A 21,946-nucleotide genomic window follows, 5' to 3' on the forward strand; every position below is an offset into this window, starting at 1 on the left:
GCTTCCGCCACGCCGTTCATTCATCGATTTTTCACGATCGCATTTCGAAAGCCGGACATGAACAATTACCGCACCATCCTGCTCAGCATCGCCTTCATTTCAATCGCGCTGCTGGGCATCGCGCTGTATCTGCAATTCTTCGAAGACATGCTGCCCTGCCCGCTGTGCGTGATGCAGCGCTATGCCTTCGCCGCCATCGCCATCATCTGCCTGATCGCTGCCTGGCTGCCGCGCGCCGGTGCCAAAGCAGGAGCATTGCTGGCCGCGTTCGCTTCGATGGCCGGTGCCGGCATCGCCGGCTGGCATCTGTATGTGAAGGCGCATCCGACGGTTTCCTGCGGCATCGATCCGCTGGAAACGGCGATGAACCGCCTGCCGTTTGCCGACTGGCTGCCTTTCCTTTTCAAGGCAGACGGCCTGTGCGCAACCGAATACGCGCCGATACTAGGCCTGTCGCTGCCGCAATGGACGCTGGTCTGGTACGCCATCTTCGCCGTCCTGCTGCTGCGCACCGCATTGCAGCGCAGCCGCTGACATCGATGCCGCCTCCCGCCTTCCGGAGCGGCGAAACGCTGGCCGCCGTATTGCAGGGCATGCGCACCACGCTGTCTAGGCTCGAACTGCGCATGCTGATCCAGCATGTGATGCGACTGTCCCGCGTACAACTGCTCACCCAGTCCGAACGAGCGCTGACCGAAGAAGAAGCTGCGCACCTGAATGCGCTGGTCGCACGCCGCATTGCCGGCGAACCGGTCGCCTACCTGATCGGCGAGCGTGAATTCTTCGGCTTGCCATTCCGCGTGAATGCCGCCGTGCTCATTCCGCGTCCCGAAACGGAACTGCTGGTGGAACTGGCGATGCAGCGCCTGCCGCAAGGCGGCCGCGTGCTCGACATGGGCACGGGTTCCGGCGCGATTGCCGTTGCCATCGCACACACGCGTCCCGATGCCAGTGTCGCCGCGCTCGACGTCAGCGAAGCAGCGCTGGCTGTTGCACGAGAGAATGCCGATCGCAATCGCAGCACCGTCCATTTCCGCCGGAGCGACTGGTTTTTAGCTTTGCAGGCCGACGAGCGCTTCAACCTGATCGTTTCCAATCCACCCTATATCGTTGCCGGCGATGTGCATCTTTCGCAGGGAGACTTGCGCTTCGAACCTGCTGATGCGCTGACCGATCATGCAGACGGCTTGTCCGCATTGCGCACGTTGTGCCGCCATGCGGGCGCTTATCTGGAAGTCGATGGCTGGCTGCTGATGGAGCATGGATACGACCAGTCGGCCGCGGTGCGCCAGCTATTGAAGGAAGCGGGATTCGAAGAAGTGCAAAGCTGGCAGGATCTGGCCGGCATCGAACGCGTCAGCGGCGGTCGCAAGCCAATGGCTTAACTGCAGAATAATTAACTACGGATAGTTAACGGCGGAATAAAACGATCGTATAACTGGCGATCAAGCCGCCAGTTCCTTTTCCAGCAGGCGATGCAGCGCAGCGAAATCCGGCTCACCGACATAACGCTTGAGTACCTGGCCGCGCTTGTCGATCACCAGCGTGGTCGGCGTCAACTGGATATCGCCGAAGGATTTTGCCAGCGTACCTTGCGTATCCAGTGCCACTGTGAACGGCAGCTTGCGCGTCTCGACGAAATTCAACACATAGTTGGGTGGATCGTAGGCCATCGCCACTGCGATGAATTCCAGACCGGCCGCCTTGTACTTGTCGTAGGTCGCGACCATCTCCGGCATTTCCTTCACACAGGTCGTGCAGGAGGTCGCCCAGAAATTGATCATCACCACCTTGCCGCGCAAATCCTGCGACGTAATCTTCTGCCCCTGCAGGTCGACGAATGTTACGTCGGGGATCGTTTCCTTTTTCGTCACCGACAGATAACCCGCGACGACGATCGCCGCAACGGCAAGCGCCAGCAGGATTTTGAACCAGCTACGGGAAGCAATGGAGTCGGACATGATCGAAAAATCCGGTTGGAAAGCAGATGCGCCTCATTATAGTCAGATCGACGCAAGGCATCCGGCCACCATGAAAAAAGACCGCACGATGTGCGGTCTTTTCTTTACGGTCTCGCGCTACGGCGAACTTACTGCTGCGTACCCTGCGGCTTGTTCGCCGTATCCGGCGTCGTCGTCAGTTGGCGATATTCCTCGTCGCTGATGTACTCGAAAATCTTGACGACCTTCACCACGCCGCCAACGCCGCGCGCGATCTCGGCCGCACGATCGCCCTCGCTCTGCGTCACGCGCCCCATCAGATAGACAATGCCGCGCTCGGTCGTGATCTTGAATGCATTCGAATACAGCGCCTTGTCGTCGACGAACGACGCCTTGACCTTACCGGTGATCAGCGTGTCGTTCGAACGCGACGTGAAGCTGGAAGGGCCGAGAATCGCCAGTTCGTTGACGACGGACTGCACGCCTTCGATGGAAGCGGCTTCACGTTCGGCGGCGGCCTTGGCTGTCTCGTCGCGCACTTCGCCGGTCAACAACACCTTGCGGTTGAAGGACGTCACATTGACGTGATCGTTCGGGCCTACCACACCCGGGATACGGCTTTCTCCCTTGATCACGATGGCCTTGTCTTCGGTCTGCGCGCCCAGCGTGCGGCGATCCGTCGCCGCCAGCGTGCCCGCCACCGTGCCGCCGGCCACCAGTGCGAAGCAGCCTTGCAGGCTGACGGTCGCGGCACCGACGATCAGAGCCAGCGCGAGCGGACGTCGCGCAGCGACAAGGTAACGGTTCAGGTCAATCATGTTCATCTCCTCCGAAGAGTGCAACGTCGATGCCGTCGCACAGACAATGCAAGGTCAATAAATGCACTTCCTTGATACGGGCCGTGCGGTCATGGGGAACGCAGATGTGTACATCCGCGTCGGTAAGCAGCTTGCCGATCGCGCCGCCGCCTTTGCCGGTCAGCGCGACGACGCGCATGTCGCGCTCCAAGGCGGCTTCGATGGCGGCGACGATGTTGGCGGAATTGCCGGATGTCGACAACGCCAGCAGCACGTCGCCGGGCTGGCCGAATGCCTGCACCTGCTTGCTGAAGATTTCCTGATAGCTGTAGTCGTTTCCGATGGCAGTCAGTATCGAGGTATCGGTCGTCAGCGCCAGCACCGGCAGCGGCAATCGTTCGCGCTCGAAACGCCCTACCAGTTGTGCCGAGAAATGCTGGCAATCGGCGGCCGAACCGCCATTGCCGCACGCAAGGATTCTGCTTCCGTTAGACAGGGCGGCGAACATTAGTTCCACCGCCTCTTCGATCGCATGCGACAGTTGCGCCGCCGATTGAATCTTCAATTCGGCGCTTTCGTGAAAATGACTGAGGATGCGTTGCGTATTCATGGTGTACCGGATTATAGAGCAGCCATCACATCCCCATCATGCAGGCCGTTACCAATCCTTACAAAATCGTGATCGCGGACGTCGCCATCGCAGAACCGATTACAACGTCGATCAGGCAGTAATCGCATTCGCGATCCAGTCGATTTCGCCGCCGTCGATCGCAATCACGTCGAAGCGGCAGGCGGGTTGCATCCGGTAGCGCTGCAGATAATGCTGGGCCGCCAGAATCAGTTTTCGCTGCTTGGCCGGCGTCACGCTGGCGGCCGCGCCGCCGTGGCTGCGATCGGCACGCAAACGGACTTCGACGAAAACCAGTACGTCGCCCTGCTGCATGATCAGATCGATCTCGCCGCCCTTGCAGCGAAAATTGCGCTCGACCAGCACGAGGCCGCGCTGCCGAAGATAGTCGCACGCCGCATCTTCTCCACGCTGGCCGGCATCCTGCCTTGCAGTGCGCGGACGAAGAAAATGCGATAGCGGCACAGCTTACGTGTGTTTGATGACGCGCCGGTTACGGCGTGCCGGTCGTCGTCAGCGGCTGTACCATGCCGTCGCGGTAGACCGCCGTCGGCATGATGCGGTCGAAGGAAGTGCGGCCGTTGCCGAAGCGGATCGCCAGGCGGCCGGTCACGCCATCGAGCTGGAAGTCGTCTTCCTTTAATGCGAGATTGTGCGCAACGCGATAGGCGTCGATGCCAAGCGCATACAGCCGTTCGATGTCGGGGCTGCGGCGCTGGTCCGGATTCGGCGGCAGATGCGGATAGGCCATCACGGCCGCATGATCCGGCTGCAGTTGCCACGGCACGTCGACCAGCATCACGCCTTCCAGATCGTTCAGGCGGGTGGCGTTCGGCCAGTCGTCCAATGCAACAGGATTGAGCTGCGAGGTGCCGACCATCGGCACCTCATTGCCGATCGCCATGCGCAACTGGATGGCCTGTGCGGCATCGAGTGCGAGGAACAGCAGTGCGGGTTGTTCCGCCTGGATGCGCTTGCGCAGATCCAGCATGCCGTTCGCGCTGATGAAGCCGCTGCCCGTTTCCAGTTCGACCGTATCCGACCGCATGCCGAGCGCCTGCCATTTGGCGGCAAATGCACTCGCGGCACGGCGCTGCCACGAAACGGAAGTCGAAATCGCCAGCGCACGCAATCCATGCGGCTGGCCGACCGACATCCAGGTGGCATCCTGGCGCGCCTCGTCTTCCGCCGACAGGCCCATCATCAGCATGTTGGAGGAAATCGGCCCGGTTTCGGTCGCATCCAGCTGCGTCAATGCGATGGTCGGCTTGATAACGGCATGGTTCTGCACAATCGCACTCGCGCCGCTGCGCGTCAGCGGACCGACGACGATGTCGTTGTCGGCCGCCGCCTGCTGATAGGCTGTAAGCACGTCCTGCGCGGCATCGCCGGTTTCGACCAGATTGACGACGATGTTGGCCGGTTCATATTGATAGGCGGCCGTGAAGCCGGCCTGCACCGCATTGGCGACCTGTTTCAGCGAATCGGAAAGCGTGGGCAACAGGAGCGCAATGCGCGTCGGCGGCAGGATCGGCGTCACGGCCGGCTGTTCGATGGCTTCCGCGACAGGGCCGTAGCTGAGATCGGCCGGGCCGCCCTGCAGTGTCAGATCCGTCTGCGCCAACTGCATGCCGTCGAGGGTGTACTGCGCTTGCGCAACGTCAGCACCTGCTGCCGTTACGTTTACTGTTGCGGTTGTCATCGCAGAGACAGGCAGGCACAATCCTCCGATCAATCCTGCCAGTGCGCACATCCTCGCGAGATTTCCCAACATCCGGTACCCCCAAATGACTGATTCCGACCAATCCCTGTCCGCACTCGCGCCGCTCATGCACGATGTATTGCGACAGACGTATCCTGCCGCAACATTATATGTGGTGGCCACGCCGATCGGAAATGCAACCGACATATCGTTGCGTGCGCTGCACATTCTGGCGACGGTCGATGCCGTCGCCTGCGAAGACACGCGCAATACGGCGCATCTGCTGTCGCGCTACGGACTGTCGAAGCCGCTGATCGCCGCGCATCAGCACAATGAACGCGAAATCGCCGACAAGCTGGTCGCACGCCTGCAGGCAGGCGAACGCATCGCACTGGTTTCCGATGCCGGCACGCCGGCCGTCTCCGACCCTGGCGCGCGCATCGTCGATGCGGTGCGCCATGCCGGCCTGCGTGTGGTGCCGCTGCCCGGCGCATCGGCCGCCGTGACCGCGCTGTCTGCTGCCGGACTGACCGACGATGCCTTCCATTTCGTCGGCTTCCTTCCCGCGAAGGCCGGCCAGCGCGATACCGTGCTGGCCTCGCTGAAACGCATGCGCGCCACGCTGGTGTTTTATGAAGCGCCACATCGGATCGTTGAAACCGTAGCAGCACTGGCCGCCACATTCGAACCCTCGCGGCAGATCGTGTTGGCGCGTGAGCTGACGAAGCTGTTCGAGGAAATGCATCGCTGCCCGCTGGCCGATGCCGCTGCATGGATTACTGCCGATGCCAACCGACAGAAAGGCGAATTCGTGATCCTGCTCGAAGGCGCGGCCGATGATGACGATGCCGCATCGCAGGAAGCGGAACGCGTGCTGCGCATCCTGCTGCAGGAATGTTCGGTAAAGCAGGCCGCCGCACTGGCTGCGCAGATCACCGGCAGCAAGAAAAACGCGCTCTACGAGCGCGCCTTGCAGCTGAAATCCGTAGCAGAAGAGTAAGCGTTATCGCTGCACGATGAAGGGCTTGATGCCGTCCCGCTCCGCCTGCGCAGCTGCCGCAGCAGCTGCCTCACGGCTGGCAAACGGGCCGCTGTAGAGCCGATACAGGTTGTTCGACGATTCCACGGTCAGCGACGGCAGCAGCGTGCCAGCATCCTGTGACAAGCGCGCACGCAGCGCTTCCGCATTGGCCGCCTGCGTATACGCGCCGAACTGCAGGTAAAACCCTTTTGCCGGAACGGCAGCCTCGGATGGCACGATTGCCGTCGCTGCAGATACTGCGGATGGTTGCACCATCACGGCCGGTGCTGGCGCATCGGCAGAAGCAGATGTGGTCGAAACCGGCATCATTTGCGGCGCCGGTGCCGACAACGACGTCGTTTGCACCGCCGGCGTCACGATGCCGGCAGGCTCCGGCGTGGCGACAACGGTCTGCTGCGCATTTTCCCTGGCTGCCAGGATTCGTTCGATATCGGCCGGCAGCAGACGATCGACCTGCAGCTTCGCGCTGCCATGGCCGACATAGCCCAGCTTCAGCGCCGCCGTATAGGACAGATCGATGACACGGCCGGAACGGAACGGGCCGCGATCGTTGACACGCACGATCACCTGCCTGCCATTGCTGAGATTGGTGACACGCGCATAGGAAGGAATCGGCAATACCGGACTGGCTGCCGTCATCTTGTACATGTCGTACAACTCGCCGGACGAGGTCTTCTGCCCGTGGAATTTCTTGCCGTACCAGCTGCCATAACCCTGCACACTGTATGGACGATCGTCGGTGATCGGCACATAGCGCTTACCGAACACGACGTACGGCTTGTTGCCGGTACGCGAATACGGCTCGACGCGCGGATCGGCATCCGGCACTTCCATCAATCCCGCAGGAATCGCATCGCCGGGGCCGTCATCCAGGTAATAGCCGCCGCGTCCCGAACCGGCCGGTGGCAGTGCGGGGTAGGAGCCGCCCTGCGATTTGGCCGCAGGCTGGGATGATGTCGACGACGAGGACGGTGCAACGGGCGTGCTGCTGCAACCGGCCAAGGCCAGCAGCAATGCCAGACACGATGCGACTGGCAATGTAGCCGCCCCTGCGCGAATGACATTCAGAGTACGAAACTGCATCGGCTTCTCCTGAAAAATCGGCATGCGAATCAACATGCAATCAACGTGTGTCAGCTCTGCATCAGCTTCCTGTGGCGCTGGATGCTCATCAGAATGCCGATGCCAAGACCCAGCGTCACGAAAGCGGTACCGCCGTAGCTGACAAAGGGCAACGGCACACCAACCACCGGCAGGATGCCGCTGACCATGCCCATGTTGACGAACGCATAGGTGAAGAAAATCATCGTGATCGCGCCCGCCAGCAGCCGCGTAAACAGCGTCGGCGCATTGGCGGCAATCATCATGCCGCGCCCGATCAGCAGCAGATACAGCACCAGCAGGATGCCGTTGCCGATCAGGCCGAACTCTTCCGAAAACACGGCAAAGATGAAGTCGGTCGTGCGTTCGGGAATGAATTCCAGATGTGCCTGCGTGCCGTGCAGCCAGCCTTTGCCAGTCAGGCCGCCGGAGCCGATGGCGATGGTCGACTGGATGATGTGGAAACCCTTGCCGAGCGGATCGGTCGTCGGATCGATCAGCGTCATCACGCGCTCGCGCTGGTAATCGTGCAGCATCGACCAGGCAACCGGCAGGCTGGCCAGCGCGGCGATCAGTCCCGCCGCCAGCACCTTCCACGACAGGCCGGCGAAAAAGATCACGTAGAACCCCGCCGCCAGCACCAGCAGCGATGTGCCCAGATCGGGCTGCCGCATGATCAGGCCGATCGGTATCACCAGCAATATGCCAGCCACCAGGAATTCGCTCCAGCGCGTGATGCCTTCGCGCTTCTGGAAGAACCACGCCAGCATCATCGGCATCGCGATCTTCATGATTTCCGACGGCTGGATGACGATGCCGAGATCGATCCAGCGCCGTGCGCCGTTGCGGATCAGACCGAACAGCGCCACGCCGATCAGCAACGCGACACCTACCGTATACAGCGGCACCGCGAAGCGCATCATCGTCTGCGGCGGCACCAGCGCCGCCAGCCACATGATGAACAGCGAGATCATGATGTTGCGCATGTGGTCTTCGAAGCGGCCCGGGAAATCGATGCCGGCCGAATACAGCGTGATGGAACCCACCGTCAGGATCAGACAGACGATCAGGATCAGCGGGCCGTCGAAGACCTGCACATAGGGTCGCACCAGTTGCAGCAGCGAACGCTTATCCATCTTTACCTCATTGCGGCGCATGCGCCGCATCATTCGATTTCATCCGACGCAATGCGCGCCGGTCAATCCGTCAATTCCTCTTGCGGTATCGGCTTGGCTTCCTTCTTGTCGGCGGGCTTGGCCTCCGGCCGCTTGCCGAGCAGATAGTAATCCATCGCCGCCTTCGCAATCGGCGCTGCCGCCACTGCGCCGAAGCCGCCGTTCTCGACGATCAACGCGATCGCGATGCGCGGATTGTCGGCCGGCGCAAACGCCGTGTACAACGCATGGTCATGGTGGCGATCCCACAGCTTGGAAGCGTCGTACTTTTCGTTTTTCTTGATGCCGATCACCTGTGCGGTGCCGGTCTTGCCGGCCGATACGTAGCCGCTGTTGGCAAATACGCGCGCCGACGTGCCTTCCTTTGTGACGCCGACCATCGCATGCTTGATGAAATCGATGTTTTCCTGCTTCAGCGGAATGCGGTAGCTTTCCTTCGGCACCGTCAGCGTGCGCTCGCGCGTAGCGCCATCTTCGATCAACTTCACCAGATGCGGCTTCATCACAATGCCGTTGTTTGCCAGCGTGGCCGTCGCATGCGCCAGCTGCAGCGGCGTGAACGAGTTATAGCCCTGGCCGATACCGATCGAGATCGTCTCGCCGGCGTACCACTTCTGCTGTTCGGGGCGGCGATAGGCTTCCCGCTTCCATTGCGTGGAAGGCAGCACGCCCGTGCGCTCGTACTTCAGGTCGATGCCGGTCTTCTGGCCGAAGCCGAACGGCGCCATGAAATCGTGGATCGTATCGATGCCGAGATCGTTGGCCAGCATGTAGTAATAGGTATCGCAGGACTGGACGATGGACTTGTACATGTCGACCATGCCATGGCCGCCTTCCTTGTCGTCGCGGAAGCGGTGGCCGCCGAAGATGAAGTAGCCGGGATCGGCGATGGCATCGCTCGGCTTGCGCTTGCCCAGTTCCAGCGCGGCCAGCGCCATGAAAGGCTTGAAGGTGGAACCGGGCGGATAGGTGCCCGACAGCGGCCGGTTCAGCAGCGGATGATCGGGCGAATTGTTCAGCGCGTCCCAGCTCTGCTGATCGATGCCTTCGATGAACAGGTTGGGATCGAAATTAGGCATCGATACGTAAGCGAGAATGTCACCGGTCGACGGCTCGATCGCGATCAGCGCGCCGCGCCGGTTGCCGAATGCCTGCTCGACGACTTTCTGCAGCTCGATGTCGATCGACAGAATCAGATTGTCGCCAGGGATGGCAGGCGTGCGTGACAGCGTACGCACCGGACGGCCGCCGGCGGAGACTTCGACTTCTTCGTAGCCGGTCTTGCCATGCAACTGCCGCTCATAGCTGCGCTCCAGCCCTTCTTTGCCGATATGCTCGGTACCGCGATAGTTGGTGGCGTCTTCGCTTTCCTCGATTTCCTTCTCGTCGCGCTGACTGATGCGGCCGATGTAGCCGATCACGTGCGATGCTGTTTCTCCCAGAGGATACTGGCGGAACAAGCGCGCCTGAACCTCCACGCCGGGAAAACGATAGCGTTGCGCCGAGAAACGCGCCACTTCCTCGTCGGTCAGGCGCACGCGGATCGGCGAACTGCCGAGATTGCGCGACTCTTCGCGCAGCTTCTTGAAACGGCTGCGATCGCGCGGCGTGATTTCCACCAGCGTAGCCAGCTCGTCGATGATCTTGTCGAGTTTGCCGTCGATCTTGCTCGGCGTGATTTCCAGTGTGTAGGCGGAATAGTTGCGCGCCAGCACGACGCCGTTGCGATCCAGGATCAGGCCGCGATTCGGCACGATGGGAACCACCGAAATCCGGTTTTCTTCGGCCTGCGCGACATAGTCGTTGTGCTTGAAAACTTGCAGCCAGACGAAGCGCGCAAGCAGGCAGGAAAAAAATATGAACACCACGGCGCCGGCTACCGACAGGCGTACGCGGAAGCGATGCAGTTCGCGTTCGGTATCTTTCAGTTCAGTCATGCGCCGTCCATACCCGACGTCGGGCCGATAGCGACGGACAGACCGTCATGCGCCGCGTGGTGAATGCATTCGGAATCATCGTCAGATCGGCCGCGTATCGTCCCGGTCGACCGCCCTGCGCTGCGGTGCCAGCAGCGCCCAGGTGACGACCGGCCACAGGCAGGCGGCCACGGCGCTTTCGGCGAAAAACAGCATGCCGGGAAATTTGCCGCCGATGACTAAGCGCACCACCACGCCGACCACCTGCGCCGTCAGCAACAGGAAAAACACATGCAGCGCCTGGACACGCAAAGGAAACCACAGCACACGGCGATGAATCGTGATCGCGAAATAGGACAACAGCGTATAGGCCAGCGCATTCTCGCCCAGCACCGCCGCATCGTGCACATCCATCAGCAGGCCCATGAAGAAGGCGATGCCGATGCCGACCTTGCGCGGCTGGTACATGCTCCAGAACACTAGGATCAGCGCGACAAAATCGGGAATGCCGACCCACTGTCCCCACGGCAGGAGGTTCAGCACGAATGCACCGCACAGGCTCGCCGCAATGAACAGCGGGCTGACCGGCAGCAGGATGTCGTCAGAGTTGCGCGCGCTCATCGCGGTACCTTTCCGGATGCCGGTGCCGGCTCCGCTTCGGGTTGTTTGATCACCGGGTCGCCACCGCGGTTGGCCGCATGCTGCAGCAATCCCTGCTTGCGCGTATCCGGCTTGGCGTCGCTCGGAGGGCGCGGAGCGATCTTGTGCTCGGTCTGCAGGATCAGCAAATGACGATGCCGATCGATACCGGCAGCCGGCTCACAGATGATGCGCGCAAACGAATCGGACTTGTTTTCAACATGCGTCACCGTCGCCACTGCCAGTCCGGGTGGATAGACGCCGTCGATGCCCGACGTCACCAGCACGTCGCCTTTCTGGATATCGGCGCTGGTCGGCATGAAACGCAATTCCAGCAGATTGGATTGTCCCCGTCCGTAGGCCACGCTGCGCAAACCGTTGCGCACCACCTGAACCGGGATGACTTGCTCCTTGTCGGTCAGCAGCGTGACTTCGGAAGTGAACGGAAACACGCGCGTCACCTGCCCCACGACGCCGACATGGTCGATCACCGGCTCGCCCGGCTCGACGCCGCCATTCTGGCTGCCGCGATCCAGCAGCACTTTCCGCGTGAAGGGATCGCGCGCGTCGTACAGGATTTCGCCAAGCACGGATTTCACCGGCAATTGCTGGCTCATGCCCAGCAAGTTGCGCAGTTGTTCATTCTCGGCCAGCAACTGCTGGCCTTGCTGCAATGCGCGGGCATCCGTGGTCTGCTGCAGCCGCAACTGAGCGTTTTCCTGCTGCAGATCGGATACCGACGTGAAATAGCCCGCCACGTAACGGAAGCCGTCGCGCGGCGCGAGCGCCACGACCTGCAGCGGATACAGCACGGTGGAAACGACCTGCCGCACGACGCCGAGCGCGCCCACATGCGAATCGACTGTCAGCAATATCACGGCGACCAGCGAAAAGAACACCATCTTTGCGCGGGCCGAGGCGCCCTGCTTGAAAAGTGGTGGCGGACTGTATTCCATTTATTGACTGACTATTGCCTGACGAGACTGCGGGGAAAGCCTGAAACGCAATCTGAAACAAAACGCCGCGTCGAGGAAAACTTCCCGGCCGCGGCGCATCCTGCCTCGGTTGTTGCTGTCTTCATCGCATCATGCATGGTGTGCCGTCTGGTGATGAAGCATGCCGGAGAGCGATTACTCGTTGGAGAAGATGGAGCCGAGTTTGTCCATGCGCTCCAGCGCCATGCCGGAACCGCGCACGACGCAGGTCAATGGATCTTCTGCAACGATCACCGGCAAACCGGTTTCTTCCATCAGCAGACGATCCAGATCACGCAGCAGCGCACCGCCACCGGTCAGCATCATGCCCTTCTCGGCAATGTCGGCGCCCAGTTCCGGCGGCGTCTGTTCCAGCGCGTTCTTGACGGCGGAGACGATGTTGTTCAGCGGATCGGTCAGCGCTTCCAGGATTTCGTTGCTGGAAATCGTGAACGAACGCGGGATGCCTTCGGACAGGTTGCGGCCCTTGACTTCCATCTCACGCACTTCCGAACCCGGGAAGGCGGAACCGATTTCCTTCTTGATCGCCTCGGCGGTCTGTTCGCCGATCAGCATGCCGTAGTTGCGACGGATGTAGTTGACGATCGCTTCGTCGAACTTGTCGCCACCGACGCGGATCGAGCCCTTGTAGACCATACCGCCCAGCGAGATGATGCCAACTTCGGTGGTGCCGCCGCCGATGTCGACCACCATCGAGCCGGTCGCATCCGACACCGGCAGGCCGGCGCCGATCGCGGCAGCCATCGGTTCTTCGATCAGGTAGACCTGCGCAGCGCCGGCGCCGAGGGCCGATTCGCGGATCGCGCGGCGCTCGACCTGCGTGGAGCCGCAGGGAACGCAGATGATGATACGAGGGGAGGGTTTGAACAGCTTGGTGTCGTGCACCATGCGGATGAACTGCTTGAGCATCTGCTCGGTGACGGTGAAGTCGGCGATCACGCCGTCCTTCATCGGGCGAATCGCCTCGATGTTGCCCGGCACTTTGCCCAGCATTTGTTTTGCTTCCTTGCCAACCGCCATGATGGTCTTCTTGGCGTTCGGACCGCCTTGCTGGCGGATGGCGACAACCGACGGCTCGTCGAGCACGATGCCGGCGCTGCGTACATAGATCAGCGTGTTGGCGGTGCCGAGGTCGATTGCGAGGTCATTCGAAAAGTAACTGCGTAAAAATCCAAACATGAATTGTCCCGATGCGCAGCAGTCGTGCGCGAAAGTGTGAAAAGGATTTTTGGTGCCGCGAGGCCGGACATCGGCAGGATGTCGGCGCCAGCAGGGCATTAACCAAGTATTCTACCTTATAATTTACAGGAAACCGGGCAGCAAAAATCGTAAAAATCCGTGACAGCCGCACGTTTTTCGCGGGATGCGCCAACACCTGATGCACCTCTTCCCGTTTCTTCGTTCAACCTCTTTTTGACCGGCGGCCCGACCGCTTTTTCGCCATGTCTCTCGACCTTTCCGATGTCAAACGCCTATCAACGCTCGCGCAGATCGAACTGACCGAAGCCGAGTCCGCCCGCACGCTGGACAAGCTCAATGGCATCTTCTCGCTGGTCGAGGAACTGCGCGCCGTCGACACCACCGGCATTGCGCCGCTGAATCACCCGATCGCCGCCGCCCAGCCCGCGCTGTCGCTGCGCCTGCGCGAGGATGCCGTCAGCGAACCGAACCGCCGTGACGATTACCAGCAGGTCGCACCCGCCACGCAGGACGGCCTCTATCTGGTGCCGAAGGTCATCGAATAAGACCCGGACCCAATCGCGCATTCCCGACCGGCACATTGCCCCACTTGCGCCCACGCATACAGACATCACCATGCATAACAAGACTCTCAAGGAACTCTCCGCGCTGCTGCAGGCAAAGGAAATTTCGGCGGCCGAATTGGCCGAATTGTTTCTGCTGCGCATCGAAAAAAGCGATCTCAACGCCTTCCTGCACGTCGACCGCGACTTCACGCTGCAGCACGCGAAAGCAGCCGATGCGCGCCTGGCAGACGGCACCGCGACCGCGCTGACCGGCATCCCGATCGCGCACAAGGACATCTTCGTCACGCGCCACTGGCGTTCGACCGCCGCCTCGAAGATGCTGGAAAACTACGTCAGCCCGTTCGACGCCACCGTAGTCGAGCGCTTCAACCAGGCCGGTGCCGTCACGCTCGGCAAGCTGAATTGCGACGAATTCGCGATGGGTTCGTCGAACGAGAACTCGCATTTCGGCGCGGTGAAGAATCCATGGGACAAGGCGGCGATTCCGGGCGGCTCGTCCGGCGGTTCCGCAGCCGCCGTCGCCGCGCGCCTCGCGCCGGCCGCCACCGGCACCGACACCGGCGGCTCGATCCGCCAGCCAGCCGCGCTGTGCGGCATCACCGGCATCAAGCCGACCTACGGCAGCGTGTCGCGTTTCGGCATGATCGCCTTCGCGTCTTCGCTCGATCAGGGCGGCCCGATGGCGAAGACGGCCGAGGATTGCGCGCTGCTGCTCAACGCGATGGTCGGCTTCGACGAACGCGATTCGACCAGCGTGGAGCGCTCACAAGAAGATTTCGCGCGCGACCTGAACGCCAGCCTGAAAGGCCTGAAGATCGGCGTGCCGCGCGAATACTTCGGCGAAGGCTTGGCATCCGACGTCGAACAGGCCGTGCGCGCCGCGCTGGCCGAATACGAAAAATTGGGCGCGACGCTGGTCGACATCTCGCTGCCGAAGACCAAGCTGTCGATACCGACCTATTACGTGATCGCGCCGGCCGAAGCATCGTCGAATCTCAGCCGTTTCGACGGCGTACGCTACGGCCATCGTGCGAAGGATTACAAGGATCTGGTCGACATGTACCGCAAGACGCGCGCCGAAGGCTTCGGCGATGAGGTCAAGCGCCGCATCCTGGTCGGCGCCTACGTGCTGTCGCACGGCTACTACGACGCCTACTATCTGCAGGCACAAAAGCTGCGCCGCCTGATCGCCGACGATTTCCGCAACGCCTTCACGCAGTGCGACGTCATCATGGGACCGGTCACGCCGACGGTTGCCTGGAATCTGGGCGACAAGGCCGACGATCCGGTCGCCAACTACCTGGCCGACATCTACACGCTGTCGACCAGCCTGGCCGGCTTGCCGGGCATGTCGATCCCCTGTGGTTTCGGTCAGGGCGACAAAAACGGCAAGCGCCCGGTCGGCCTGCAACTGATCGGCAACTACTTCGCCGAAGCGAAGTTGCTGAACGTCGCGCACCAGTACCAGCAGGCGACCGACTGGCATCTGCTCCAGCCGGCCAACGCCTGATCGGCATCCGATATGAAACACGCAAATCAGCGAGTGAGGAAAACATGCAGTGGGAAGTAGTGATCGGTCTGGAAACGCACGCGCAGTTGACGACCAACAGCAAGATCTTCAGCGGCTCGGCGACGCAGTTCGGCGCTGAACCGAATACGCAGACGTCGCCCGTCGATCTGGCGTTACCCGGCGCGCTGCCGGTGATGAACCGCACCGCAGTCGAGCGCGCGATCCAGTTCGGTCTGGCAATCGGCGCGCACATCGCACCGACCTCGGTCTTCGCGCGCAAGAATTATTTCTACCCCGATCTGCCCAAGGGCTACCAGATCAGCCAGATGGATCTGCCGGTCGTGCAGGGTGGCACGATCTCGTTCCCGCTGGAAGTCGACGGCAAGACCGAGATCAAGTCGGTCACGCTCACGCGCGCGCACCTGGAAGAAGACGCCGGCAAGTCGCTGCACGAGGATTACCACGGCATGAGCGGCATCGACCTGAACCGCGCCGGCACGCCGCTGCTGGAAATCGTCACCGAACCGGACATGCGCAGCGCCGCCGAAGCGGTCGCCTATGCCAAGGCATTGCACACGCTGGTGACGTGGCTGGGCATCTGCGACGGCAACATGCAGGAAGGCTCGTTCCGCTGCGACGCCAACGTCTCGGTGCGCCCGATGGGCCAGAAGGAATACGGCACACGCTGCGAGATCAAGAACCTGAACTCGTTCCGCTTCCTGGAAGACGCGATCAACTACGAAGTACGCCGCCAGATCGAACTGATCGAAGACGGCGGCCGCGTGGTGCAGGCCACGCGCCTGTACGATCCGGACAAGCGCGAGACGCGCGAGATGCGCAGCAAGGAAGACGCGCAGGACTACCGCTACTTCCCCGATCCCGACCTGCCACCGCTGGTCATCGCCGACGAATGGATCGCACGCGTGAAGGCGGCGATGCCGGAACTGCCGGGCGCGATGCGCGAACGCTTTGCACGCGACTACGGCCTGTCGGAATACGACGCCTCGGTGCTGACGCAATCGAAGGCGATGGCGAACTACTTCGAGCAGGTCGTCGCGGCCGCGAGCAATGAACAAGCCAAACCCGCTGCCAACTGGCTGATGGGCGACGTGTCCTCCACGCTGAACCGCGAAGGCATCGAGATCGACGCATCGCCGGTTGCACCGGCGCAATTCGCGCTGCTGCTCAAACGCATCGCCGATGGCACGATTTCGAACAAGATCGCCAAGGAAGTGTTCGGCGGTATGTGGGAAGCGAAATCGGACAGCGCGACGCTGGCCGACGACATCATCGAAGCCAAGGGTCTGAAGCAGATTTCCGACAGCGGCGCGCTGGAGAAGATCGTCGACGACGTGCTGGCTGCCAACGAGAAATCCGTTGCCGAATACCGCGCCGGCAAGGAACAGGCGATCAACGCACTGATGGGACAGGCGATGAAAGCCAGCCGCGGCAAGGCGAATCCGGCGCAACTGACGGAACTGCTGAAGAAAAAACTGGCCGGCTAAACAAAGCATCACCCATGAAAAAAGCGCACCCTCGGGTGCGCTTTTTATTTCAGCCTTCGTTATGACAACGCTCAACCGAAACGCGTCGTTTCCTTGCCCGGCTGCGCGCACCAGTAGACGACGATGATCCAGCCGATGACGGGGATCAGGCCGACCAGTTGCCACCAGCCGCTACGGTCGATGTCATGCAGGCGCCGTGCAGTGACGGCGATATTGGGCAGGATCGTCGCCAGCGAAAACAGCTGCGCCAGCCTTTCGTTGATGCTGCCGAGTATGATGCCGACGACGATGACGAACAAGACCCACCACCAGAATTCCGGCCGCGTTGCGCGTCCGTTGAAATCGGCGTACTTCCTGAAACAGGTGCGAATCGATTCGGCGAATGTCATGGTTGACCTCCATTGAGCCCGGACCTTTTCCGGATTCCGCATGATACGCCGCACGCGGCGCTGCGCGGCATCCCATGCGCATGAGAATTTGGCGGATTCGTCTTCGTCGGAGAAAGCCGGAAGATTCAGCTTCCGGCAAAGCGGATTGATTATCGGCTGGCCGATTCTGTCGCCGATGACTGCCCGACGATCTTCCGGTAGCGCCGCAGCACGGCATCGTACTTCGCGTTGATCTGGGCCAGCGCGATTTCGTTGTCGCGCAAGGCCGCCTTGTGCAGGCGCACGGTTTCCAGCGACTTCGCCAGCTTGTCGCGCATGGCAGCCGGTACCGTCCCCTTATCCTGCCGTGCATCGACGGCGGCCTGCACGGCCTGCCATTCCTTTTCGGCAGCGGCCAATTCGTTCTTCTGCTGCGCGATCTGCTCATTCCTTGCCGCACAGGCGCGTTCGCGCGCGACGGCAATATCGTTCTCGCTGCGGTAGCGCGCCAACAACGCGCGGTCGCTGCGTTTCTGCTCCTCGATCGCAGCCAGTTCTTCCTGGCGCTGCTGCTCCTGCAACGCCAGCTCGCGCTTCTGCTCGGGCGTCAGCGGTGCGGCGATTTCCCGCTTCAGCACGCCGTTGCTGCCATATTCGCGCAGTGGCTGGTTCGCACACTCCGAGATCGGACGATCGGACGTGAACGTACGGCCGTTCGCATCCTTGCACATGTAGAACGTGCCGGCATGCGACGATGCCGCGCATAACAACGACAGCAACGACAGAAAACGCAGCGTTCTTACCGCACCTTGCATTCCGCTCCTCCCGCAGAAAAAACGACGATCAACTCACGCCGTACTTTCTGCGGTACGCCGCGATCGCTTCCTTGTACTGCGCCTGCTCCGACCCTGCGCCGGCATTCGAGATGTACTCGAACAGGTCCGACAGGTTGCCGATCGAGATGACCGGCATGCCGTAGGTGTTGCTGACTTCCTGCACTGCCGAATGCGCCGACAGCGCATCGTCCTTGCCGGAACGCTCCATGCGGTCCAGCGCGATCAGCACCGCGCATGGCGTGGCGCCTGCCGCACGGATCATGTCGACCGATTCGCGCACCGAGGTGCCGGCCGAGATCACGTCGTCGATGATGACCACGCGGCCTTCCAGCCTGGCGCCGACGATGGTGCCGCCTTCGCCGTGATCCTTGGCTTCCTTGCGGTTGAACGCAAACGGCACGTCGCGTCCGCGGTTCGCCAACGCCACCGCAGTAGCCGATGCCAGCGTGATGCCCTTGTACGCGGGGCCGAACAGCATGTCGAACTGCAGCCCGGAATCGATCAGCGTCTGCGCGTAGAAATCTGCAATCCGCCCCAGCGTACCGCCCTGGTTGAACAAGCCGGCATTGAAAAAATACGGCGACGTCCGCCCCGCTTTGGTAACGAATTCGCCGAAGCGCAACACGCCTGCGTCGACCGCAAATCTGATGAATTCCTGCCGCAAATTGTTCAAGACGACCTCATGACGAAAGAAAAAGTGACGAATTTTGTCGCTATTGGCGCGACGAAGGCCACATTTTAAATCGTTATCGGGCGATTCTTGCTGGCAACGCAAAGGCCGTGCCACCGTGGCCGCCGCATTGCCGCCGCCGAATCAGGTATCCTGTGCCCCTCTATTTTTGTGACGACACCATGAAAATCATCTCCGCCAATCTGAACGGCATCCGTTCGGCCGCCAGAAAAGGCTTCTTTCCGTGGATGGACAAACAGAACGCCGATTTCGTCTGCGTGCAAGAACTGAAGGCGCAGGCAACCGACATGACACCGGAATTCCTGACGCCCGAAGGCTATCGCGGCTATTTCCACTATGCGGAGAAAAAGGGCTATTCCGGCGCCGGCGTCTATTGCCGCAACGAGCCGGACAACGTGCAGATCGGCTTCAATTGCCCCGAATTCGATGCCGAGGGCCGCTACGTACAATGCGATTTCGGCAAGCTCAGCGTGATCTCGGTCTATTGCCCGTCCGGCTCGTCGAGCGAGGAACGGCAGCAGGCGAAGTTTCGCTTCATGGACCTGTTCCTGCCGCACCTGATCGAATTGAAGGCATGCGGACGCGAATTCGTCATCTGCGGCGACTGGAACATCGCGCACAACGAAATCGACCTGAAGAACTACAAGGGCAACCGCAAGAATTCCGGCTTCCTGCCGGAAGAGCGTGCATGGCTGACGCATCTGTTCGACGAAGTCGGCTTCGTCGACGTGTTCCGCCGCATCGACGTGCGGCCCGAACAATACACGTGGTGGAGCAATCGCGGCCAGGCATGGGCCAAGAACGTCGGATGGCGCATCGATTACCAGATCGCCACGCCGGACTTCGCCGGCACCGCGCAAAGCGTGTCCATCTACAAAGACGAACGCTTCAGCGATCATGCACCGCTGACCATCGATTACGACTGGCAGCTTTGATCGCAAGAATCTGCTGCCTTTTTCCAACGCTCCGCCCCACTACTCCCGCCGCATCGGATCACGAGTCATACTACTGACATTGCATGATCCAATGCGGCGGTGACGATGACGGCATTCGCCGCGTCGCCATTTTCTTCCGCGCTTCAGCTTCAATCTCCCCACGTCAAAACACTTCACGGCGATTCACCGCACTGCACGCATCTTCCTGCGCAGCAACTTCATCAAATCGTCACATCGCATTCCTATAATCCGCTCACCCCAACCCGGATTATCCTGAGCACCTGCCGGCCGCGATCGGCCGTGTCCAGACAGGTGCTCTCAGCCAACGGAACCGCCCATGCCAGACCTTGCCATTCCTTCGCGCCGCAAAGTTCTGAAACTGCTGTCGGCTGCACCGCTGCTTCCCCTCGGATCGATGGCAACGGCCTCACTGCTCGCCGGCTGCAGCAACATCGGCCGCACTACCGGTACGGCAAACTACGTTGCCACCTCTTTCACCGCGATGGCAGCGCCCACGAATGCCGCCGCGATGGCGACGACGACCGTGCATTCCGTCATGAACGTCCATTTCAGCGACGACACGGTGCAGCACTACCAACTCGCCTATCAACCGTTCTTCCTGACGGGCACCGAAGTACCGAAACAAGGCGGCGGCACCATCGTTGCCGGCGGCTACTACGACATCCACAACGTGCCGATCATGGATACGTCCGGTGCAACACCGCGCCAGTATTTCTCCGATTCGCCGGACGGCACGTCACTGCTCGCCCTGCCGAATCCCGTCGTGCCCGGCATCAAGGGCAAGGCCGTGTTTGCCGTCGTGCAGTTCGAATACACGAGCAACAATGCCGCCGGTGCCGACGTCTACGGCCAGTTGCCGTCGCCGATCGCCGTACTGACGCTGGATCAGGATCAGTCCACCGGCAAGCTGACGCTGGTGCAGTATCACAATGTCGACGCCTCCGGCGTGCATGGCCTGTGGATCACCTGCGGCGCCAGCCTGTCTCCCTGGGGTACGCACCTGTCGAGCGAAGAATACGAACCGAACGTGCCCTTCCTCGATGCGCCGGCCGGCAATCGCAACAACACTACGCCGTATTTCAACCAGTTCAGCCTGAACACGTTCAAGGCCGCCTACGGTACGCCCGGCGGCGCCAATCCTTACCACTACGGCCACGTACCGGAAGTCACCGTGCATCCCGACGGCAGCGGCAGCATCAAAAAGCATTATTGCCTCGGCCGTATCTCGCACGAACTGATCCAGGTGATGCCGGACGAGCGCACCGTGCTGATGGGCGACGACTATACGAACGGCGGTCTGTTCATGTTCGTGGCAGACAGGGAAAAAGATCTGTCGGCAGGCACGCTCTACGTTGCCAAGCTGACATCCAGTCTGACGCTGGACACGGCATCCGCCGGCGCGACGCTCAGCTGGATCAAACTCGGCCACGCCACCAGCGACGAGATCGAAGCGTTGATCGACAGCGGCATACGGCTGGACGACTTCATGAAAGTGACCGATACGGACATGAGCGCCGATCCGGGCTACACGAAGATCTTCGTCGACAAGAATGCCAACTGGGTGAAGCTGGTCGATCCCACCGATGCCAGGTTGGTGAAAGCCGCCGCCTTTCTCGAAACCCATCGCTACGCCAACCTGAAAGGCGCCAGCATGGGCTTCACGAAACTGGAAGGCACCACCGTCAACATCAGGGGCAAGATCGCCTACTCGGCGCTGCAGAACATCCAGGATTCGATGATTGCCGGCCATGCCGCCAACCGCCCGGACACGAATATCGCTCTGCCCAAGGCCTTGCTTTCCGGCGGCATATTCGCGCACGACCTGACCGGCGGCCAGCGCGACATAGACGGTGCACCTATCGACAGCGAATGGGTGCCGGCACGCACACGCGCACTGCTGCTGGGAGAAGACACCGCCACCGATGCGCTAGGCAACAAATCCAACCCGGACAAGATCGGCAATCCGGATAATCTGAAGTTCTCCGAGAAGATGCGTACGCTCTTCATCGGCGAGGACAGCAGCCGCCACACGAACAACTTCCTGTGGGCCTATCACGTCGACACAAAAAAACTGTCCCGCCTGATGTCGCTGCCCGCAGGCAGCGAATCCACCGGCCTGCATGCGGTCGACGAAATCAACGGCTGGACCTACATCATGAGCAACTTTCAGCATCCGGGCGAAGGCACGGCAAAAGCTGCCATGACAGACAAGCGTCTGCGCACCGACATCGTCACCGCGATCGACAAAAACTACGGCAACAAATATCAGGCAGCCGTCGGCTACCTGACTGCCGATCCCGTCCAGCCGAAACTGTCCTGAACCGAACATCGGCAATCGGACATCGGTTCCGGCGTCCTCAAAAAAAGCGCGCTTGATGC

The 21,946-nt window shown here is 61.2% G+C and carries 22 protein-coding genes; 8 read left to right on the top strand and 14 right to left on the bottom strand.

All coding sequences use genetic code 11. The annotated features are described in order from the left end of the window. Window positions 1–57: 57 nt before the first annotated feature. Complete coding sequence (locus ACO1VH_RS11850) at window positions 58–534, top strand: disulfide bond formation protein B (protein WP_486244681.1); 477 nt, start codon at window positions 58–60, stop codon at window positions 532–534. 5 nt (window positions 535–539) lie between these two features. Then, entirely contained in the window at window positions 540–1,385 is an 846-nt protein-coding gene (gene prmC / locus ACO1VH_RS11855) for a peptide chain release factor N(5)-glutamine methyltransferase (protein WP_486244682.1), read from the top strand. Window positions 1,386–1,445: 60 nt separating this feature from the next. Here the strand turns inward: prmC and ACO1VH_RS11860 are convergent, their stop codons facing one another. The 5 genes from ACO1VH_RS11860 to ACO1VH_RS11880 form a co-directional block, all read right to left on the bottom strand. Continuing rightward, the gene (locus tag ACO1VH_RS11860) at window positions 1,446–1,961 is read right to left on the bottom strand and encodes a TlpA disulfide reductase family protein (protein WP_486244683.1); all 516 of its coding nucleotides are present in this window, start codon (window positions 1,959–1,961) and stop codon (window positions 1,446–1,448) included. 128 nt (window positions 1,962–2,089) lie between these two features. Further along, window positions 2,090–2,758, bottom strand: a complete 669-nt coding sequence (locus ACO1VH_RS11865) for a BON domain-containing protein (protein WP_486244684.1) — start codon at window positions 2,756–2,758, stop codon at window positions 2,090–2,092. Then, entirely contained in the window at window positions 2,751–3,347 is a 597-nt protein-coding gene (locus ACO1VH_RS11870) for a phosphoheptose isomerase (RefSeq protein WP_486244685.1), read from the bottom strand. The genes ACO1VH_RS11865 and ACO1VH_RS11870 overlap by 8 nt, the downstream gene beginning before the upstream one ends. 111 nt (window positions 3,348–3,458) lie before the next feature. Continuing rightward, window positions 3,459–3,830: a YraN family protein gene (locus ACO1VH_RS11875; protein ID WP_486244686.1), complete on the bottom strand. Its 372-nt coding sequence runs from the start codon at window positions 3,828–3,830 to the stop codon at window positions 3,459–3,461. Window positions 3,831–3,858: 28 nt separating this feature from the next. Then, window positions 3,859–5,067: a penicillin-binding protein activator gene (locus tag ACO1VH_RS11880; RefSeq protein ID WP_486244687.1), complete on the bottom strand. Its 1,209-nt coding sequence runs from the start codon at window positions 5,065–5,067 to the stop codon at window positions 3,859–3,861. Between the two features lie 85 nt (window positions 5,068–5,152). On the opposite strand from ACO1VH_RS11880, the gene rsmI reads away from it, so the two are divergent. Further along, a complete protein-coding gene (gene rsmI / locus ACO1VH_RS11885) occupies window positions 5,153–6,067 on the top strand; it encodes a 16S rRNA (cytidine(1402)-2'-O)-methyltransferase (protein ID WP_486244688.1) in 915 nt (304 codons plus the stop codon). Between the two features lie 3 nt (window positions 6,068–6,070). On the opposite strand, the gene ACO1VH_RS11890 is transcribed toward rsmI, so the two are convergent. The 6 genes from ACO1VH_RS11890 to ACO1VH_RS11915 all read right to left on the bottom strand — a co-directional run bounded on the left by ACO1VH_RS11890 (window position 6,071) and on the right by ACO1VH_RS11915 (window position 13,114). Further along, entirely contained in the window at window positions 6,071–7,192 is a 1,122-nt protein-coding gene (locus ACO1VH_RS11890) for a septal ring lytic transglycosylase RlpA family protein (RefSeq protein ID WP_486244689.1), read from the bottom strand. A gap of 50 nt (window positions 7,193–7,242) precedes the next feature. Beyond that, the gene (gene rodA / locus ACO1VH_RS11895; protein ID WP_486244690.1) at window positions 7,243–8,346 is read right to left on the bottom strand and encodes a rod shape-determining protein RodA; all 1,104 of its coding nucleotides are present in this window, start codon (window positions 8,344–8,346) and stop codon (window positions 7,243–7,245) included. Between the two features lie 62 nt (window positions 8,347–8,408). Continuing rightward, on the bottom strand, window positions 8,409–10,322 hold the full coding sequence (gene mrdA / locus ACO1VH_RS11900; RefSeq protein WP_486244691.1) for a penicillin-binding protein 2: 1,914 nt from the start codon (window positions 10,320–10,322) through the stop codon (window positions 8,409–8,411). An 81-nt stretch (window positions 10,323–10,403) separates the two neighbouring features. Continuing rightward, entirely contained in the window at window positions 10,404–10,922 is a 519-nt protein-coding gene (gene mreD / locus ACO1VH_RS11905; protein WP_486244692.1) for a rod shape-determining protein MreD, read from the bottom strand. Further along, window positions 10,919–11,896 (bottom strand): rod shape-determining protein MreC, encoded by a 978-nt coding sequence (gene mreC / locus ACO1VH_RS11910; protein WP_486244693.1) that lies wholly within the window; start codon window positions 11,894–11,896, stop codon window positions 10,919–10,921. Before mreC ends, mreD begins: the two co-directional genes overlap by 4 nt. 174 nt (window positions 11,897–12,070) lie before the next feature. Beyond that, window positions 12,071–13,114, bottom strand: a complete 1,044-nt coding sequence (locus tag ACO1VH_RS11915; RefSeq protein ID WP_188422257.1) for a rod shape-determining protein — start codon at window positions 13,112–13,114, stop codon at window positions 12,071–12,073. A gap of 263 nt (window positions 13,115–13,377) precedes the next feature. Here ACO1VH_RS11915 and gatC point away from each other — a divergent pair, with 263 nt between their 5' ends. The 3 genes from gatC to gatB all read left to right on the top strand — a co-directional run bounded on the left by gatC (window position 13,378) and on the right by gatB (window position 16,716). Continuing rightward, window positions 13,378–13,680, top strand: a complete 303-nt coding sequence (gene gatC / locus ACO1VH_RS11920) for an Asp-tRNA(Asn)/Glu-tRNA(Gln) amidotransferase subunit GatC (protein ID WP_486244694.1) — start codon at window positions 13,378–13,380, stop codon at window positions 13,678–13,680. A gap of 70 nt (window positions 13,681–13,750) precedes the next feature. Then, complete coding sequence (gene gatA, locus ACO1VH_RS11925; protein ID WP_486244695.1) at window positions 13,751–15,211, top strand: Asp-tRNA(Asn)/Glu-tRNA(Gln) amidotransferase subunit GatA; 1,461 nt, start codon at window positions 13,751–13,753, stop codon at window positions 15,209–15,211. A gap of 5 nt (window positions 15,212–15,216) precedes the next feature. Then, window positions 15,217–16,716: an Asp-tRNA(Asn)/Glu-tRNA(Gln) amidotransferase subunit GatB gene (gene gatB, locus ACO1VH_RS11930; protein ID WP_486245138.1), complete on the top strand. Its 1,500-nt coding sequence runs from the start codon at window positions 15,217–15,219 to the stop codon at window positions 16,714–16,716. Between the two features lie 71 nt (window positions 16,717–16,787). Here gatB and ACO1VH_RS11935 read toward each other — a convergent pair whose 3' ends face one another. The 3 genes from ACO1VH_RS11935 to pyrE form a co-directional block, all read right to left on the bottom strand. After that, on the bottom strand, window positions 16,788–17,105 hold the full coding sequence (locus tag ACO1VH_RS11935) for a DUF805 domain-containing protein (RefSeq protein WP_486244696.1): 318 nt from the start codon (window positions 17,103–17,105) through the stop codon (window positions 16,788–16,790). A 149-nt stretch (window positions 17,106–17,254) separates the two neighbouring features. Beyond that, window positions 17,255–17,899 (bottom strand): DUF4124 domain-containing protein, encoded by a 645-nt coding sequence (locus ACO1VH_RS11940; protein ID WP_486244697.1) that lies wholly within the window; start codon window positions 17,897–17,899, stop codon window positions 17,255–17,257. Window positions 17,900–17,927: 28 nt separating this feature from the next. Beyond that, a complete protein-coding gene (pyrE, locus tag ACO1VH_RS11945; RefSeq protein WP_486244698.1) occupies window positions 17,928–18,593 on the bottom strand; it encodes an orotate phosphoribosyltransferase in 666 nt (221 codons plus the stop codon). A 179-nt stretch (window positions 18,594–18,772) separates the two neighbouring features. Here pyrE and ACO1VH_RS11950 point away from each other — a divergent pair, with 179 nt between their 5' ends. Further along, complete coding sequence (locus ACO1VH_RS11950; protein WP_486244699.1) at window positions 18,773–19,546, top strand: exodeoxyribonuclease III; 774 nt, start codon at window positions 18,773–18,775, stop codon at window positions 19,544–19,546. Window positions 19,547–19,883: 337 nt separating this feature from the next. Further along, the gene (locus ACO1VH_RS11955; protein ID WP_486244700.1) at window positions 19,884–21,887 is read left to right on the top strand and encodes a PhoX family protein; all 2,004 of its coding nucleotides are present in this window, start codon (window positions 19,884–19,886) and stop codon (window positions 21,885–21,887) included. Window positions 21,888–21,946 lie beyond the last annotated feature (59 nt).

It is taken from the genome of Oxalicibacterium sp., assembly GCF_057353965.1.